At 67.8% G+C, this 17,280-nt stretch carries 11 protein-coding genes and 1 pseudogene; 2 read left to right on the forward strand and 10 right to left on the reverse strand.

The window, feature by feature from the left end:
* Window positions 1-303: 303 nt before the first annotated feature.
* The 8 genes and pseudogenes from JF781_RS17725 to JF781_RS17760 all read right to left on the reverse strand — a co-directional run bounded on the left by JF781_RS17725 (window position 304) and on the right by JF781_RS17760 (window position 7,598).
* On the reverse strand, window positions 304-603 hold the full coding sequence (locus JF781_RS17725; protein WP_014942104.1) for a PE family protein: 300 nt from the start codon (window positions 601-603) through the stop codon (window positions 304-306).
* Window positions 604-980: 377 nt separating this feature from the next.
* Window positions 981-2,183: a PPE family protein gene (locus tag JF781_RS17730; protein WP_308014234.1), complete on the reverse strand. Its 1,203-nt coding sequence runs from the start codon at window positions 2,181-2,183 to the stop codon at window positions 981-983.
* Window positions 2,184-2,514: 331 nt separating this feature from the next.
* Window positions 2,515-3,771, reverse strand: a complete 1,257-nt coding sequence (locus JF781_RS17735; RefSeq protein ID WP_225328211.1) for a PPE family protein — start codon at window positions 3,769-3,771, stop codon at window positions 2,515-2,517.
* A gap of 169 nt (window positions 3,772-3,940) precedes the next feature.
* Window positions 3,941-4,192, reverse strand: a complete 252-nt coding sequence (locus JF781_RS17740) for a hypothetical protein (protein ID WP_225328210.1) — start codon at window positions 4,190-4,192, stop codon at window positions 3,941-3,943.
* 80 nt (window positions 4,193-4,272) lie between these two features.
* The gene (locus JF781_RS17745) at window positions 4,273-5,478 is read right to left on the reverse strand and encodes a PPE family protein (RefSeq protein ID WP_225341286.1); all 1,206 of its coding nucleotides are present in this window, start codon (window positions 5,476-5,478) and stop codon (window positions 4,273-4,275) included.
* A 7-nt stretch (window positions 5,479-5,485) separates the two neighbouring features.
* Window positions 5,486-5,647, reverse strand: a pseudogene (locus tag JF781_RS17750) (PE family protein); the annotation flags it as partial.
* A gap of 50 nt (window positions 5,648-5,697) precedes the next feature.
* Entirely contained in the window at window positions 5,698-6,927 is a 1,230-nt protein-coding gene (locus JF781_RS17755) for a PPE family protein (RefSeq protein WP_225328209.1), read from the reverse strand.
* A 476-nt stretch (window positions 6,928-7,403) separates the two neighbouring features.
* Window positions 7,404-7,598, reverse strand: coding sequence for a ferredoxin (locus JF781_RS17760; RefSeq protein ID WP_225328208.1), 195 nt, complete (start codon window positions 7,596-7,598; stop codon window positions 7,404-7,406).
* A 189-nt stretch (window positions 7,599-7,787) separates the two neighbouring features.
* Here JF781_RS17760 and JF781_RS17765 point away from each other — a divergent pair, with 189 nt between their 5' ends.
* Window positions 7,788-8,951: a cytochrome P450 gene (locus tag JF781_RS17765; RefSeq protein WP_225328207.1), complete on the forward strand. Its 1,164-nt coding sequence runs from the start codon at window positions 7,788-7,790 to the stop codon at window positions 8,949-8,951.
* A 50-nt stretch (window positions 8,952-9,001) separates the two neighbouring features.
* Here JF781_RS17765 and eccCa read toward each other — a convergent pair whose 3' ends face one another.
* Window positions 9,002-13,165: a type VII secretion protein EccCa gene (eccCa, locus tag JF781_RS17770; protein ID WP_225328206.1), complete on the reverse strand. Its 4,164-nt coding sequence runs from the start codon at window positions 13,163-13,165 to the stop codon at window positions 9,002-9,004.
* Window positions 13,162-14,679, reverse strand: coding sequence for a type VII secretion protein EccB (gene eccB, locus JF781_RS17775; protein WP_225328205.1), 1,518 nt, complete (start codon window positions 14,677-14,679; stop codon window positions 13,162-13,164). Before eccB ends, eccCa begins: the two co-directional genes overlap by 4 nt.
* A gap of 427 nt (window positions 14,680-15,106) precedes the next feature.
* On the opposite strand from eccB, the gene malQ reads away from it, so the two are divergent.
* The gene (malQ, locus tag JF781_RS17780; protein WP_225328204.1) at window positions 15,107-17,275 is read left to right on the forward strand and encodes a 4-alpha-glucanotransferase; all 2,169 of its coding nucleotides are present in this window, start codon (window positions 15,107-15,109) and stop codon (window positions 17,273-17,275) included.
* Window positions 17,276-17,280: the final 5 nt, after the last annotated feature.

Genomic DNA, 17,280 nt, shown 5'->3' on the forward strand with positions numbered 1-17,280 from the left:
TATTACGTAGTTAGTGGGTGTGTGGTTTAAGACGGTGGCCGGATCGTTTACGGATTACGCAACCGCCGTGCCGAATGGATAGAAATGGCCCCCCCTTCCCGTCAGCCGGCGGCCACCGGGCGTTGTCACGGTAAGACGGACGTCAGACCCGAACCGCGACGTTTGAGTTGACGGAATGCGTGTTGGTGTTGGGGTTGCTGCGTGGGGCGAACCCTGCGGCCCCGCGCTCAGCCCCTGGTGGGCGGTTACGTGGGAACCCACGTCGATGAGGATCTGTCCCAAGCCCGGAACCGCCGATGCGACTCAGCCGGCGGCGGCCGCGTTGGCTGCCTCGGTGGCAGCGTACGAACCGGAGCTCATGGACAGGGTGTTCACGAATTGCTCGTGGATGGCGGCAGCCTGGGCGCTCACCGCCTGGTACATCTGCGCGTGCGCCGCGAACTGAGCCGCGGTCAACGCCGACACCTCGTCGGCAGCAGCGGGTACCACCCCCGTCGTTGGGGCTGCAGCGGCTGCGTTCTGGGCGCTCAAGGTCGACCCGATAGCCTGCAGATTCCCGGCCGCCGCGGCCAAAGCCTCCGGCTGTGTGGTCACGAACGACATATTTGTTTCCCTCCTAGTTCAAATCCCCGACTCTGCGAGAGTAGATGACTGCGACCCCCGAGGCCGGGGTGGACGCAGCGTGTTTGCAATTGTTCACGTAGTGGTACGGCGAATTCACTTTCGTTAACGACACAGTAACAGCGTCTGACCTCGACCGCAGCCCTTCGCGCGACAGTCAGAACAAACGGCATCTGGCCCCGGTCGAAAAAGTTGCTGGTAGCCATCGGACAGGTTGCTGCGGCCACGTCGAGCGCCACAACGATCCGACTGCCGACGAACTCGCCGCACCGAGTCATCGCGATGACCTTTGCCACTAGCGCGTCGCTCGCACCTCCTTTCGTCCATTTCAGCTGGTTGATCGCACCGATGGCCGCGGCTCAGCCGGCGAAGGGTGGTCGGGCCATGACAGTGGGCCGGAAGCCGTATTTGGGTCCGGCCACGCCGTGTCCGCCGGCACCGGCACCGGCCAACGGCATCCCGCCGAGCAGGTTTCCGGGTCCACCGGCGGCCTCGGGGGCCGCGCTGATGGTGCTGACCGGAATCGCATGCCCGAGCGCCGGCGCCGCCGCCGGGGCCCCCGACCACGCGACCGGCACCGACAACTTGCCCCCGATCGAGGCCGCACTGCCCAACGCCGCCACCGGATGCGCCGCCGCAGCCCCCCCACCGAGCATGCCGCCCAAACCACCCAGCGCGGGCAAGGCCTTGGCCGCCGCCGGGGCCGCACTACCGATCAACCCCAACGACTTCGAGATCTGCACAAAGTTGTTCCCCATACCAATGCTGAAGTACGGCAGACCCTCGGTGTTATAGAAGAGGCTGGCGAACGGACTATAGCCATTGACGGCCGTTCCCAGGCTGGTGGGGAAGGTGGTCTGGCCGGTCAACAGGTACCAGATGGCAGAGAGTGGATCCGAGCCCTGCGACGTCGCCTGCGTCGTGGCGTTGGTGGTGGGCTGGGCCAGCGACTGCAACACCTTGGACGTGTTGACCGCCGAGGAATCCGTGGTCGCCTTGGTGACCGCCGCATTCTGAGTGGCCTGCCCCGACGCATTAGTGATCTCGGGAGCCTTCTGAAACGGCGTCTGCTTGGTCGCCGACGACGACTGACCCGCATACCCATACATCGCACCCGCATCCTGAGCCCAATACTCGCCATACTGGGCCTCCAACTGCGCAATCAACGGCGTGTTCTGCCCCAACACATTCGTCGCCTGCAACTGAGAGACCTGCATCCGATTCGACGCCACCAACGGCGGCGGCACCGACGCCGACAACGCCGCCTCATACGCCGCCGCCGCCGCCCGCGCCTGCGTCGCCGCCTCCTCAGCCTGCGCCGCCGCCGAGGTCATCCACGCAACGTACGGCTCCACCGCCTGAGCCATCGTCGCCGACGCCGAACCCAACCACTCCTCACTACTCAAAGCGGTCACCACCTTCTCGTAAGAAAGCGCCGCCGAATTCAACTCCGCAGCCAACGCACTCCACGCCGACGCCGCAGACACCAACGAACCCGACCCCGGACCCGAATAAATCCGCGCCGAATTGAACTCCGGCGGAAAAGCCCCATAATCCAGCACGAATAGCCCCTTAACCTGTGATCTGCGAATCGACGCGTCGAGTTGCGAAAGACGTTAATGCGCTGGTGGCCGGCCCCGCCCCGCTCGAATGGCGGGCGGCCTTCCGGCCCGCCTCTCGGGTGGCCGGCGCCATGCGCCGCTCGCCGCCGGCGGACCGCGCGGTGGTCGGCCCGGATAGCGGTCTGGAACTGCGGAAACGGCCGGAACCGAGGGTGCGCCCGGTCGGGCTACCGCGGTGCGATGTCGTGGTCGCTCGGGGCACGGGTATCGGGGCCGGGGATAAAATCCGGTCGCGGATAAAGGTGAGGGTGCGCATGCCGAATTCCGCCGCTTATCCGGCCGAGGGCGGGCGTGTCAGCACGCTGTAGCGGAATCCGTATTTGTTGACATAACCGGCGGCCGCGCCACGACGACCCAGCGACCCGGCCGGCATGCCACGCAGCAACCCGTTGGCCGGTCCACCGGTGGTGCCCGTCGCGGCGGCCTGGACGGGGGCGGCCTCCAGCTCCGAGACCGTCGAAGGACTGACCGCCGAGGTCAGCGTCGCCCAATGCTGGGGCACCGACAACATCCCCACCCGCGCGGCCTGCCCGGCACCGGCGGCAACCCCCCCGCTCGCATGGCCCAGCCCCCCGCCCAGGTTGCCCAGACCCAAACTTGCGAACTGCGGCGTGGGGAACCACGCACCACCGGCACCCGCCGTGCTACCACCGGGACCAGAGGTCAGCTGTTGCGCGATCGATGTGCAAAAGCTGGCCATACCGTTGGAGAAATACGCCAGACCCGTCGTCCGCTTCAGGATCGTGTCGTAGATCGTGGGGGTCAGCCCCAGCCAGTTGTTGGTGGGGGTCGGCAGCCCGTTCTGCAGCAAGTTCTGAAGCGTGCTCGTGAGCAACCCTGATTCCGAGGCGTTGGTCACGGTCGCCGGCGCCTGCGCGGCTTGAGTTGCGCTGAGCGACAAGGCTTGTGGCGACGCCAGCTGTGAGGTCGTTTGTGCGGTGTTGCCCGCCGGCTCGGCAACCGCCTGGGCCACCGCAGCGGCCTGCCCGGAGTCCCCGTCGGGGGTCGTGGTGTGCGGCGGCGCCGTGAACGGGGCCAACTCCGACGCGGTCAGCGACGAGCCGGAGTACCCGTACATCGCCGCGGCGTCCTGGGCCCACATCTCCATGTACTGCGCCTCGGTGGCCGCGATCGCCGGCGTGTTCTGGCCGAGGAAATTCGTTGCGACCAGATTCGCCAGCAGCACCCGATTGGTCGCGATCACCGGCGGCGGCACCGTCATCGCAAACGCCGCCTCGAACGCCGCCGCGGCGGCGCGTGCCTGGCCGGCCGTCTCCTCGGCCTGCGCGGCCAGGATGCTCAGCCAGCTCACATACGGCGTGACCGCAGACAACATCGACGCGGATGCCGGGCCCACCCAGGGAGCGTGGGTCAGTTCCGAGATCACCACCGCGTAACCGCTTGCGGCCGTGTCTAACTCGGCGCCGAGTCCATCCCAGGCCGCCGCCGCGGCCATCATCGGCCCCGAGCCCGGACCCGCATACATGCGACCGGAATTGACCTCCGGCGGTAATGCCCCGAAGTCCATGGCTATGAAGCGCCGGGCTCGAACGACATGTATCCCCTCGTACGTGGCATTGAGTCGGTGAAATTCAGCATTGGCTTGCTTGGGAAGGCTAAGTGGCCGCCCGGCTTATCGCCGCCTGGTCGCACGGCCGCTGGTGCGGCGACGGCCGCGCCCAGAGCGGAGTTACGACTCAGCGCCGGCGCGTCGCCGCGCTGGGCCGTGTCGCGCCGCGGCGACCGATTACCTGCGGGAACACCGCGTCCGTGCCCACCAGGGCGCGCCGTCGTCCCGGGTCGGCGGGCCGATTCCGGGTGTCTGCGCGCAGGTCAAAAGCCCCACCGCGGGATAAAAATCCGGCCGCAGATAAAGCCGTTGCGAGGTTCGCCGCTGCGGCGACCACCGCGGCCAGCACGACGGCCGCGAACAGGGCGGCAGCTGTCACGACGAAACACGCCCTGCCGCTTTTGCTTTCGGGGCAGGGCGTGTTCTCGATCGCTCCCGGGCTCGCGGGGCCCGGGGAAGCTATCCGGCGAAGGGTGGTCGGGCCATGACAGTGGGCCGGAAGCCGTATTTGGGTCCGGCCACGCCGTGTCCGCCGGCACCGGCACCGGCCAACGGCATCCCGCCGAGCAGGTTTCCGGGTCCACCGGCGGCCTCGGGGGCCGCGCTGATGGTGCTGACCGGAATCGCATGCCCGAGCGCCGGCGCCGCCGCCGGGGCCCCCGACCACGCGACCGGCACCGACAACTTGCCCCCGATCGAGGCCGCACTGCCCAACGCCGCCACCGGATGCGCCGCCGCAGCCCCCCCACCGAGCATGCCGCCCAAACCACCCAGCGCGGGCAAGGCCTTGGCCGCCGCCGGGGCCGCACTACCGATCAACCCCAACGACTTCGAGATCTGCACAAAGTTGTTCCCCATACCAATGCTGAAGTACGGCAGACCCTCGGTGTTATAGAAGAGGCTGGCGAACGGACTATAGCCATTGACGGCCGTTCCCAGGCTGGTGGGGAAGGTGGTCTGGCCGGTCAACAGGTACCAGATGGCAGAGAGTGGATCCGAGCCCTGCGACGTCGCCTGCGTCGTGGCGTTGGTGGTGGGCTGGGCCAGCGACTGCAACACCTTGGACGTGTTGACCGCCGAGGAATCCGTGGTCGCCTTGGTGACCGCCGCATTCTGAGTGGCCTGCCCCGACGCATTAGTGATCTCGGGAGCCTTCTGAAACGGCGTCTGCTTGGTCGCCGACGACGACTGACCCGCATACCCATACATCGCACCCGCATCCTGAGCCCAATACTCGCCATACTGGGCCTCCAACTGCGCAATCAACGGCGTGTTCTGCCCCAACACATTCGTCGCCTGCAACTGAGAGACCTGCATCCGATTCGACGCCACCAACGGCGGCGGCACCGACGCCGACAACGCCGCCTCATACGCCGCCGCCGCCGCCCGCGCCTGCGTCGCCGCCTCCTCAGCCTGCGCCGCCGCCGAGGTCATCCACGCAACGTACGGCTCCACCGCCTGAGCCATCGTCGCCGACGCCGAACCCAACCACTCCTCACTACTCAAAGCGGTCACCACCTTCTCGTAAGAAAGCGCCGCCGAATTCAACTCCGCAGCCAACGCACTCCACGCCGACGCCGCAGACACCAACGAACCCGACCCCGGACCCGAATAAATCCGCGCCGAATTGAACTCCGGCGGAAAAGCCCCGTAATCCAACATCATTGACTCCTTAACCCGTCGCGGCCGCGTTGGCCGCCTCAGTCACCGCGTACGACCCGGAGCCGGTGCTCAGGGTGTTGACGAACGTTTCGTGGATTGCCGCCGCCTGCGCGCCGACGACCTGATACATCTGTGCGTGCGCAGCGAACGGCGCCGCAGTCACCTCCGGGATGAGGTGGATCATGGGGCATCGCCTCCGTATGTCGAGCTGTCCATGGGGGGTCATCCGGCCGAGGGCGGGCGTGTCAGCACGCTGTAGCGGAATCCGTATTTGTTGACATAGCCGGCGGAGGCGCCCCGCCGTCCCAGTGCCCCGGCGGGCATGCCGCGCAGTAGTCCGTTGGCCGGTCCGGTGGTCCCGGTCGCGGCGGCCTGCACGGGGGCGGCCTCCAGCTCCGAGACCGTCGAAGGGCTGACCGCCGAGGTCAGCGTCGCCCAATGCTGGGGCACCGACAACGTCCCCACCCGCGCGGCCTGCCCGGCACTCGCGGTAACCGCGCTCAGGTGGCCCGCTCCACCACCGAGGTTGCCCAATCCCAGGTTCGCGAACTGCGGCGTGGGGAACCACGCACCGCCGGCACCCGCCGTGCTACCACCGGGACCAAAGGTCAACTGCTGGGCGATCGACGACGCGAACTGCCCCATGCCGTTCGAGAAGTACGCCAGACCCGTCGTCCGCTTCAGGATCGTGTCGTAGACAGTGGGATTGAGCCCCAGAAGGTCCTGCAGCGAGCTCGAGACCCCGGTCGTCGTCGACCCCTGAGCCGATGCGTTCGTCGCCGTGGCCTGGACCTGCATGGCTTGAGCTGTGTTCAGCGTCAACGCTTGTGGCGAGGCCAGCTGCGACGTGGTTTGTGCGGTGTTGCCCGCCGGCTCGGCGACGGCCTTCGCCACCGCGGCGCCCTGATTGCCGGTTGCGTCCGGGGCAGTGGTGTTGGGCGGCGGCGCGAACGGGGCCAACTCCGAGGCAGTCGCCGACGATGCGGCGTACCCGTACATCGCCACGGCGTCCTGAGCCCACATCTCCATGTACTGCGCCTCGGTGGCCGCGATCGCCGGGGTGTTCTGCCCGAAGAAGTTCGTCGCGATCAGATTCGCCAGCAACACCCGATTGGCCGCGATCACCGGCGGCGGCACCGTCATCGCAAACGCCGCCTCGAACGCCGCCGCGGCCACCCGGCCCTGGCTGGCGGCCTCTTCGGCCTGCGCGGCCACGGCACTGAGCCAGCTGATGAACGGGGTGATCGCCGAGATCATCGAGATCGACGCCGGCCCCACCCATGGCCCACTGATGAGCTCCGTGACCACCGAGTTGTAGCCGGTGGCCGCCACGCCCACCTCGGCCGCGATCTCGTCCCAGGCGGCGGCCGCGGCCATCATCGGCCCCGAGCCCGGACCCGCATACATGCGACCTGAATTGATTTCGGGCGGTAACGCACCGAACTCAAGCACCTATCCTCCTCAGTCGGCCGAGCCCGCAGGCGATTTCGGCTGGCACATGGGAATCAGTGGTGGCGGTAATCACGGCTCTGTAAACGACCCCACCGGTCGATCGCTGCGTCCGCGGGAGCCCGTCAGCGGCCCTTCGGACCGCGACTCGGCCGGCCGGGCGGGCCGGCGCATGCTGACCAAGGGGCTGCGCCCGGAAAGGTGATCTGCCACCACGCTTCTCGGACGTCTGGTCAAAAACGACATGCACCTTCTGCCTCGGCCAATCCCGTTTTCAGCAACCGAGCGACAGCCCCGTGTCTTCGAACTGCCGCCCGGCACTGAGATTAGTTCGTTACGGGGCAATCGCCGACACGCAAAGGGCCCTGTTCATTAATGGCCAACCACTGTTCATTCCCGGTCGGCAGCAGTTCATACAGGGCAACGGTTTGTTCATTAACCGTTTGCTTTCCACCGCGCCGTGCCGCGGTTTCGCGCCGTCAGTCCTCGTCGAGGATCAGCGCCATCTCGGGGCAGGAGGCGACGCCATCGCGAGTCAATTGCTCGTCTTCGGGCCGGACGTCGTGCTCCTGAAGAATTGAATAGCCGGACTCGTCAATGGGAAAAAGGTCGGGGTCGACGGCGTAACACTGGGCGTGGCCCACGCATTTCGACTGGTCCAGACGAACCCTCACGAATTCCTCCCTACGCGGCCCGACATTGCGCTTCACGGTCCGATACCCAGATTAGCCGGTCGGTAATGTATCGAAGATGTTCGCCATCGAGAACCGGGCGCCGAATGGCTCGCATCGGTTCGGGTGCTCGGATCCGTGTTCCTTTGCCCCCCATGCAATATTGATGCGCCCCCAGATGTTGCTGCCGGCATGAGCGACGGTCAATACGGCTCGTTCCACCTACCCCGGCTGGAATTCGACAAGCTGCCGATGAGCGCCGATCGCGGCCTGGGGTGGAAGACGCTGCGCGACGCGGGGCCGGTCGTCTTCATGAACGGCCACTACTACATCACGCGCCGCGAAGACGTGCTGTCCGCGCTTCGTAATCCCAAGGTCTTCTCGTCGACGGTGCTGCAGCCCCCCGGCCACCCGCTGCCGGTGCTGCCCCTGGCTTTTGACCCGCCGCAACACACCCGCTACCGCAAGATCCTGCAGCCGTATTTCAGCCCGCACGCGCTGAGCAAGTCCCGCCCCGCGCTGGAGCGGCACGCCCGCGACATGATCGGGGCGCTGGCCGGCCGGGGTGCGTGCGAAGTGATGGCGGATCTGGCGAGCCTGTACCCGTTTCAGGTGTTCCTGGACCTCTACGGTCTGCCCCTCGAGGATCGTGATCGGCTGATCGACTGGAAAGACTCCGTCATCTCCGACAAGCCGTTCCTCACCCAGGCCGATATGGCGAAGGGCCAGCAGCTGCTGCAGTACCTCGTCGACGCCATCGCGCAACGCCGGCAGAATCCGGGTTCGGACATGTTGTCGCAGGTGATGACCGGCGACGGCGGCTTCAGTGACATCGAGCTGCTCGGCATGAGTCACCTGTTGATCCTCGCCGGTCTGGACACGGTGACCGCGGCGATCGGATTCTCGCTCTTCGAATTGGCGCGCCGGCCGCAGCTGCGCACGGAACTTCGCGACAACCCCAAGCAGATCAGGGTTTTCATCGAAGAGATCGTCCGGCTGGAACCCTCGGCGCCGGTGGCGCCGCGGATCACCACCGAGTTCGTCGAAGTCGGCGGCATGACGTTGCCGCCGGGCACCTCGGTGCGGCTCTGCATGGCGGCCGTCAACCGCGACGACAGCGACTCGATGTCCACCAATGAGCTCAACATGGACGGAAAAGTGCACCGGCACTGGGGGTTTGGCGGCGGCCCGCACCGCTGCCTGGGTTCGCACCTGGCGCGCATCGAGCTGACGGTGATCGTCGCGGAGTGGCTCACCCAGATTCCGGATTTCGAGCTGCCCGCGGACTACTCCCCCGTGATCAATTACCCCTCAAAGAGTTTCGCGCTCAAGGAACTGCCGCTGTGCTGGGGCTGAGCGGGATCTCCCGCCCGGCCCCGGCGCAGCGGCTGCAGTCCCCATGGGCCCTACTTGCGCAACTGGGTCGCCGCGACCTGGACGAACACACCGGTGTCCTCGGCCATCAGCAGGCCACGGCCGCGGGGCAGCGGGCCACCCTTCATCTTGCCGCGGATGAATCCCTCGTCGGGGTCGGCGTCCATCACCAGCAGGGGCGCGTTCGCCTGGGCCAGCGCCCGCAACATCGGGTCGCTGCCCGCCGACGACCAACCACCGAACGTCCGGGTGACGATCACGTGCAGGCCGACGTCGGCGGCCCGGGTCACCCACGGTGCGGCCTTGTGCAGCGGCGAATCGAAACCTGCCGGCAGCTGCTGGATGTCGTCGACGATCAGGAAGATCTCCGGTCCGCTCCACCACGACCGCGACAACAACTCTTCGGCGGACAAGCCGGGCGGTGGTTCGCGGCCGGCCAGGACCGCGGCCAGTTCGCCCATCATCGCCTGCACGCCGTCGAGGTTGTAGGCGAATTTCTCCACGTAGTCGGAGCCCAGCGTGGTCAGCAGCTGACGGCGCGGGTCCACCAGCCACACCTGGGCCGAGGGCTGTCCGGCCGGCGGCGGCGGCGCGCTGGTCGCTCCCGGCGCGTAGAGCCGCCCGATCTCGGACATGATGGTGGCCAGCGTCGTGGTCCGCCCACATTCGCGGCGGCCGGTGACCATCAGGTGCGCGTTCTCGGCGAAATTGAGATAGACCGGCGACAGGTCCAATTCCGAGATGGCCCAGGCGATTCCGCCCGCGCCGACGCCCTGGCGGGTGTCTCGGGCGGCGATCTCCCGCAGCTGCTCCACGCCGAAGGTCGCCGGCAGCCGGCGCACCGGCGGGGCCTGGCCGCTCGCGATCCGGCTGACGGCTTCGACGACGCTGTCGGACTCGAAACGGTTGTCCGGCGTGCTGGCCAGCGCGGGCCGGGCCACCAGCGTGTGCAGACCGGACTGGGGGTCGGCGTCGAGGCGGACGTAGTTGACCGCGACCATGCCGCGACCCGGCTTGACCGGAACGTCCTTGGCGAACCGGGAGCGCACCAGCTTGGCGTCTTCGACGGCGGCCAGCCGCAACTCGACCCGGGAGCCGAAGCCGCTGCGCACCGGTGGCCGCAACTCGGATTCGCGGTCGGCGGTGACCACCACGTGCACCCCGAACGAGGGGCCCTGGTTGATGATCACGTTCACCTGCTCGATCAGCACCTCGTTCTCTTCGGCCAGCGCCCGGTAGTTGTCCACCACCAGGTAGACGTCGCCGAACCCGTCGTTGGGGACCGGGCCGGGCTCACCGCCGAACTTGCGCCGCCGGAACACCTCCATCGAGGCGATCCCGTACTCGAGGAAGGTGCGTTTGCGCTCCCGCACCAGCGCCAGCAGCTCGGCCACCGTGCGGCGCACGCCGTACGGGTCGGTCGGACCGGCCACCTCACCGACGTGGGGCAGCCGGGCGACCGTGGTCAGCGCGGTGCTGCTGTAGGCCAAGCAGTAAAACTGGATCTGCTCGGGCGTGTGGGTCAGCGCCGCCGCGCAGATCAGGGTCTGCAGCGCGGTGGTCTTGCCCGAACCGCCGGCCCCCAGGATCAGGACGTTGGCGCCGGGGCCGGACGTGTCGACCGTCCACGGTGGCTGGTCGTGCTTGAACGGGCGGTCGATGATCCCGATCGGGAAGACCAGATCCTGCGCGGTGCCGTACTCCTGCTGCCACGGGTGACCGAGGAACCGGTTCACCAAATCGTCGATGGCGACCGGCTGGTTCAGCGGCGGCTGCCACAGCCGGTACGGCTGGAAGTCGATCTTGCGCAGCTGATCGATGATGACGGTGCCGACCTTCGGCGTCCTGATCCCCTCGACGTCCTCCTCGGCCGCCTCGATCGGAAGTACGTCGCCGTCGGTGGGGATGGCCGGGACGTTGACCTCAGGTCCCCCGACGCTGACCTCCAGCGGGGTGAACGAGTTGGTGAACAGCTGCGGGCGCACGTAATCGATGCTGTGCACCAACGCCGGCGCCTCGTCCCCGTCGTCAGTGAGGCCGCGCGGAAAGTAGTCCCGCCACAGGAATTCGGCCTGGAACCGGACGATGTCCTCCAGGCTGCGGCGGAAATAGCCCAGGCCCGCCTGGGCGGGCAGGTTGACCGCGTTCGGCACGCCGGCCGCCTGCGCCGCACCGGCGGTACGCGCCTTCAGCACCAGCCGGTAACCCATGTTCTCCATGAGCTTTTCGGCGCGGCTTTCGATGGTCTGCGACGCCATCATCAGGTGAATCCAGTAGGCGCGGCCCTGACGGCCGATCGAGTCGAGGACGTCGACCGCCGTCGGCATGATGCGGAACCATTCGTAAAACTCGTCGATGACCACCACGAGCATCGGCAGCGGCGCCATGTCCTGCCCTCGCGCCCGCATCCGGCTGCGCACCGAGTTGTATTCCTTGGCGTCGTCGACGCCGGCGCTGTCGCAGATCGCCTTACGGCGCGCGATCTCACCCCAGAGCGCGTCGAGGAAGCGCTCCATCAGCGCCTGGTCTTCTTCCAGGTCGGTGATGATCCGGGACACGTGCGGGACCCCGGCGAACGGCTTGACCGCCGAACCACCCTTGAGGTCGGCGAGCACGAACTGCAGCTCCTCCGGCGGGTGGCTGAGCATCAGGGATTCGATCACGGTCCGCACCAGGGTCGATTTCCCCGAACCCGTCGTTCCGGACATGACCCCGTGTGGGCCGTCGCCGCCTTCGTCCAGCGACTTCATGTCCAAGAACAACAACTCGCCGTTGTCGGAACGAACACCGAACGGGGCCCGCAACCGCGACCGGCCCATCGAGTCGTTGCGGCTGCCCCACAGCGCCTCGAAGTCGATGTGGCCAGGATCGTCAATTCCGTAGTAGGCCATGATGTCTCGGGCGCCGATGTGCGCCACCCGTTGGCCGATCTCTTCGTATGCCTCGGCGAGCCGCCAGCGCGCCAGCTTTTGCGAGAACTCCTCCGCCTCGGCGACGCTGATGTGATCGGTGAGGGCGAAGAACCAGGGCTTCTCGTCGATCACCATCCAGGTGTCGCGGTCGCGGGGCAGCGCCTCGATCACACCCTTCTTGTCGAACCGCAGGGTCCGCTCCGGGACGGCGCTCCACATCGGCGAGCCGGTGAGATCGAAGAACGTCACCCCGTCGACGCCTTCACCGCTGATCACGTATTCCCATTGGGGGTCAACGGCGTCGGCGATGATCACCGTGTGCGGTGTCGGGGTCTGCGCGGACGAGCTGGCGTGCCGGGGAGTGAAAGACCCACGGCCGGCGAACAATTCGGCCTGCTCGGCGGCAAACTCGCGCACCGAGCTGTAGACCATCCGGGCATTGCCCGCGGCGTCCTGGCGGCGCGGATCACCGAAGTGGGGCAGCCATTTCACCCAGTCCCATTCGTCCAGATCCGAACTGACGACGATCATCCGCACGTGGTCGGGTCCGTGGGAGAACGCCAGCTGGCAGATGATCGCCCGCATCAATCCCAGGACCTGCTCGCGGTCCCCGTCCAGCGAGTACCAGGGTTCGACCAGCACCGAGATCATCTTGGGCAGGTTGTAAACGACGCTTTGGTAGCGCCCGAACTCCTGCAGCGCCTTACCGGTCACCGGCTCGAGCTCGATGTCGGTCGGCATGTTCTGGGGCTCACCCCAGGTCACCTCGGGGCGTGTCATACCGACGCCGACGCGGACGACACCGAAGTTGAGGTCCTTACCGTCGGGTTTGCGTTCCCACATGCGCGACGAGCCGACCGCGGCGGCCAGCGTGGTGGGCGCGGGGTGGAACCACCGGTAGTTGGCGTCCATGCTGTCGGCCGACTCGTGGGCGGTCTCGCGCAGCATGTCCAGCATCAACATGAACTGGGCCCGCATCGAGTCCAGCTTGGGCCGGCTCATCTGCTGCTGGCCGCCGAATCGGCCGCCGAACATCATCATCGCGACGCCGCCGATCATGAAGATCGGGAAGATGGCGCCCGCGCCGCCGAACACGTGCGAGCCGCTGGCGAAGGTCATGCCGACCATGCCGATCAGCAGGCCGACCACCAGGACACCGACCACGACCAGCCACCACGGCTTGCCTTCCGGTGGCGGAATGCTCAGCGGGGTCGGAAGGACGATGTTCTCCGGCTTGATGACCGGGGGCTTCTCCGGTGTCGGCCGGGCAAATCCGCGTTTCACTTGGGTACCGCCAACTCTCCTGGGGACATATCCATCGGCAGCGTGTCGTGCTGCACCAGCGCATCGGAGCGCGACAACGTCGGCCCTTGCGGCAGCAGCCGCAGCGCCACCCACGGCGCCAGGGCCGGTTTCGTCTTCAGGCCCAACGCTTCTCGGACTTCGCGGGTGTCGTCGACCCCGAATCGGGCGCCGGCATCCGTGAGCCACCACAGCGACTCGGTGGTCTTGGCGCCGGGATCGTTTCCGGTGACGGCGACGAAGTTCGCGTAGTCGGGCCCGAAGAACACCTGGTCGGCTTCGCGGCCGGTGGTGTCGGCCTTGACCAGCGACACCACCCGGTTGACGTCCTTGGACTCGACCGGGATGGTCGCGCCCGAGATCACCTGCACACGGGCCCGGTTTTCACCGGAGGTCTTCTGCCACCACCAGCAGGTCGCCGGATTCTCGCGGATGTCCATCACGTTCAGGGGCGCATCCGGGTAGGACGACAGATCCAGCTTGTTGACCACCGGCATCTTCGCCAACGCCGACGGTTCCACGGTCACCGGTTTGGTGTTGCCCGGTCCGGCGTTCTGCAGGATCTGGGCCACCAACGGCGGCAGCGTCTGCACACCGTCGGCCAATACCAACGAATACTGTTGCGGCCCACTGATTTGCGGGGTGACGATCACCGTGCCGATGGGTCCGGGCGCCCCCGGGAACGAGGCGCCGGCGCCCGCGTTCTGAATCTGGGGCACTGTCAGTTCCGGGCCCACCGGCAACGCGTCGTACAGGGCGCGGCTCATCGGCTTGGCCATGCTGACCTGCTCGGGGGTCAGGCCCAGCGGCAGCAGCACCGACCGGTTCGCGGCGTCGATGCGCGAGCGGCGTCCGTCGCGGATCACCCAGGCGTCGCCGCCGTAATTCAGCACCACCGCGTCCGTCCCCGTCAGCACCCGTCGGTGGTGGCTCAGATCGGGGTTGCCGTCGATGACCGTGACCGTCACGCCGGACGGCGCCCCGGCACCGCTCGAATTCGCCACGGTGTCGCACACCAGCCACGACGACGCGGCCGGGCTGGTGGGGTGGAAGCTCGAGGGCGCACCCGGGATGCCCACCATCGGGCCGCGCGGCAGGGTCGCGATTTGGCTCGACCGGACCAGGTGGGGGTTGTCCGGGCGACCGGTGATCAGGCGCGCCGACGCCAGGTTCAGCGCGGGATACAACCGGTCCCCCACGCGGACGTACAGGGCGCCCGAGTCGCGGTCGGCGATGATCGGCGATTCGTTGATCTGGCCGGCCGGGCTGATGAAGGAGTAGAGCAGCGCGCCCAGGCAGATCACCAGCGCGGCCGAAATCGAGGCCACTACCGCAAGGTTCTGGCGCCGACCGGGCTCGACCTCCATGCGCACGCGCCACCGGGTCAGCGCTATCGCGGTCCGGCGGGCAAGGAACTGATAGCCGGTGACCTGGGTCCGCGTCGACAGCCCGAGGCCGTACCCCGACCCGCGCTGCCCGCGACTCTCTTCCGCCACTAATTCACCATCCGGTTTGCTCGAACGCCTGGATTTCGTCTCTCGGGACCGATCCAGCGCGAATTACATGACAACGGTAAGGCACCTGCACGGACCTCGCCATGCGGCGCCGAAGCGCATGCATTTCCACATCTGTCGAGGCACCCGAATCCGGCGCCGTTCACCGCGCCGGAGCCCGCCGCGCCGACGGCGGCGGATGACACCACTGAGCTGGCAGTTTCTGTTCCCCCACGGATCAGTTCACCGGATTCTTGTCGGTCCCCTCAGGGCATCGTAGTGGCCCATGGCGTCGGCGTCCTGTTGAGCGCGCGAGCGGGTTACCGACGGGCGAGATAAATGAACGGCAGGCGACCGTCCAGCAAAGAAAACGCCAACTCGCGCCGGGTCCGGGTCGCCGGTCCACGAATCCTGGCAGCAAGATGGCCCTATGACCGAACTCGCGCCGTCGCTGATCGAACTCGCCCGGAGGTACGGCATCGCGACGGAGTACGAGGACTGGAGCGGCGCGCGGGTGCGAGTCTCCGAGACGACGCTGAAGGCCGTGCTGGCCGCGCTCGGCGTCGCGGCCGACAACGAACAGGAACGCAACGTCGCGCTGACCGCCAAGTTACGGTCACACTGGGCGCGGCGACTGCCGGCGACCATCGTCGGACGTACCGGCGAGCAGATCCGGTTTTGGGCCCACGTCACCCACGGTGACCCCGCCGAGGTGTGGTTGGCGCTCGAGGACGGCACGGTGCGCGGCGGCGTCGTGCAGGTCGACAATTTCACCCCGCCGTTCGACCTGGACGGACGCTGGGTCGGCGAGGCCAGCTTCCTGCTGCCCACCGACCTGCCGCTGGGATATCACCGGGTGCACCTGCGTTCCGGGGACTCCGAGACCAGCACCGCGCTGATCGTGACGCCCGATTGGCTCGGGCTGCCGGAGCAGCTGGGCAGTCGCCGCGCGTGGGGCCTGGCCACGCAGCTCTACAGCGTGCGGTCCCGGAAGTCCTGGGGCGTCGGGGATCTCACCGATCTGACCGACCTCGCGGTGTGGTCGGCGTCGCGGCACGGCGCCGACTACCTCTTGGTCAATCCGCTGCATGCGGCGGCGCCTCCCGGTCCGAAGAGCCGGATGGAGCCCTCGCCGTACCTGCCGACGTCGCGGCGCTTCGTCAACCCGATTTATCTTCGCGTCGAGGCGATCCCCGAATTCGCCGACCTGGGCAAGCGCAGCCGGGTCCGCCGGCTGCGCTCGGAAGTCCAGCAGCGCGCCGGCCGCCTCGACGCCGTCGACCGCGACAGCTCGTGGGCGGCCAAACGGGTCGCCCTCAAGCTGCTGCACGAGGAACCGCGGTCGGCCGGCCGGGAGCTGTCCTATGTCGCCTTTCGCGACCGGGAGGGCCGCGCGCTCGATGACTTCGCGACCTGGTGCGCGTTGGCCGAAACGTACGGCGACGACTGGCATTCCTGGCCCGAAGCGCTGCAGCATCCCGATGCCTCCGGGGTCGCGGACTTCGTCGAAAAGCATTCCGACACAGTGGATTTCCACCGCTGGTTGCAGTGGCAGCTCGACGAGCAGCTCGCCGCGGCGCAGTCCCAGGCGGTCCGGGCCGGAATGGCGTTGGGCATCATGCATGACCTGGCCGTCGGTGTGCACCCCAACGGCGCCGACGCCTGGGCGCTGCAGGACGTGATGGCGCTGGGCGTGACCGCCGGCGCGCCGCCGGACGAGTTCAACCAGCTCGGCCAGGACTGGTCGCAGCCGCCGTGGCGGCCGGACCGGTTGGACGAGCACGAATACCGGCCCTTTCGCGCGTTGATCCGCGCGGTGCTGCGGCATGCCGGCGGGGTGCGCATCGACCACATCATCGGGTTGTTCCGGCTCTGGTGGATCCCGCGGGGCGCGTCACCCACCGAGGGCACCTACGTGCGCTACGACCACGAAGCCATGATCGGCATCGTCGCCCTGGAAGCGCATCGGGCGGGCGCGGTGGTGGTGGGCGAGGATCTCGGGACGGTCGAGCCGTGGGTGCGGGATTACCTCCTGTTACGCGGCTTGCTGGGCACCTCGATCCTCTGGTTCGAGTTGGATCGCGACGGGAACGGCGGGCCACTGCCGGCCGAGCGCTGGCGGGAGTACTGCCTGTCCTCGGTCACCACCCACGACCTGCCGCCGACCGCCGGCTACCTGGCGGGCGACCATGTGCGGCTGCGCGATTCGCTGGGATTGCTGACCCGGCCCGTCGCCGAGGAGCTCGAGTCCGACCGTGCCGAGTTGGCGGCGTGGCTGGCCGAGTTGCGGCGGGTGGGTCTGCTCGAGGACGGCGACGACGACCCGGAGCGGGTCGTCGTGGCGCTGTACCGGTATCTGGGCAGGACGTCGTCGCGGCTGCTGGGGGTGGCGTTGACCGATGCCGTCGGTGACCGCCGCACCCAGAACCAGCCCGGCACCACGGACGAATACCCCAATTGGCGGGTCCCGCTGACCGGCCCGGACGGGCGCGACGTGATGCTCGAAGACGTCTTCACCGATCCCCGGGCCGCCACGCTGGCCGAGGCCGTGCGCGCCGCGGTCGCACCCTCAGAAAGCAGGGAAGGCGCGACCCGCTGACGGCG

The organism is Mycobacterium sp. WUMAC-067 (assembly GCF_020217485.1).
Classification (GTDB): Bacteria; Actinomycetota; Actinomycetes; order Mycobacteriales; family Mycobacteriaceae; genus Mycobacterium.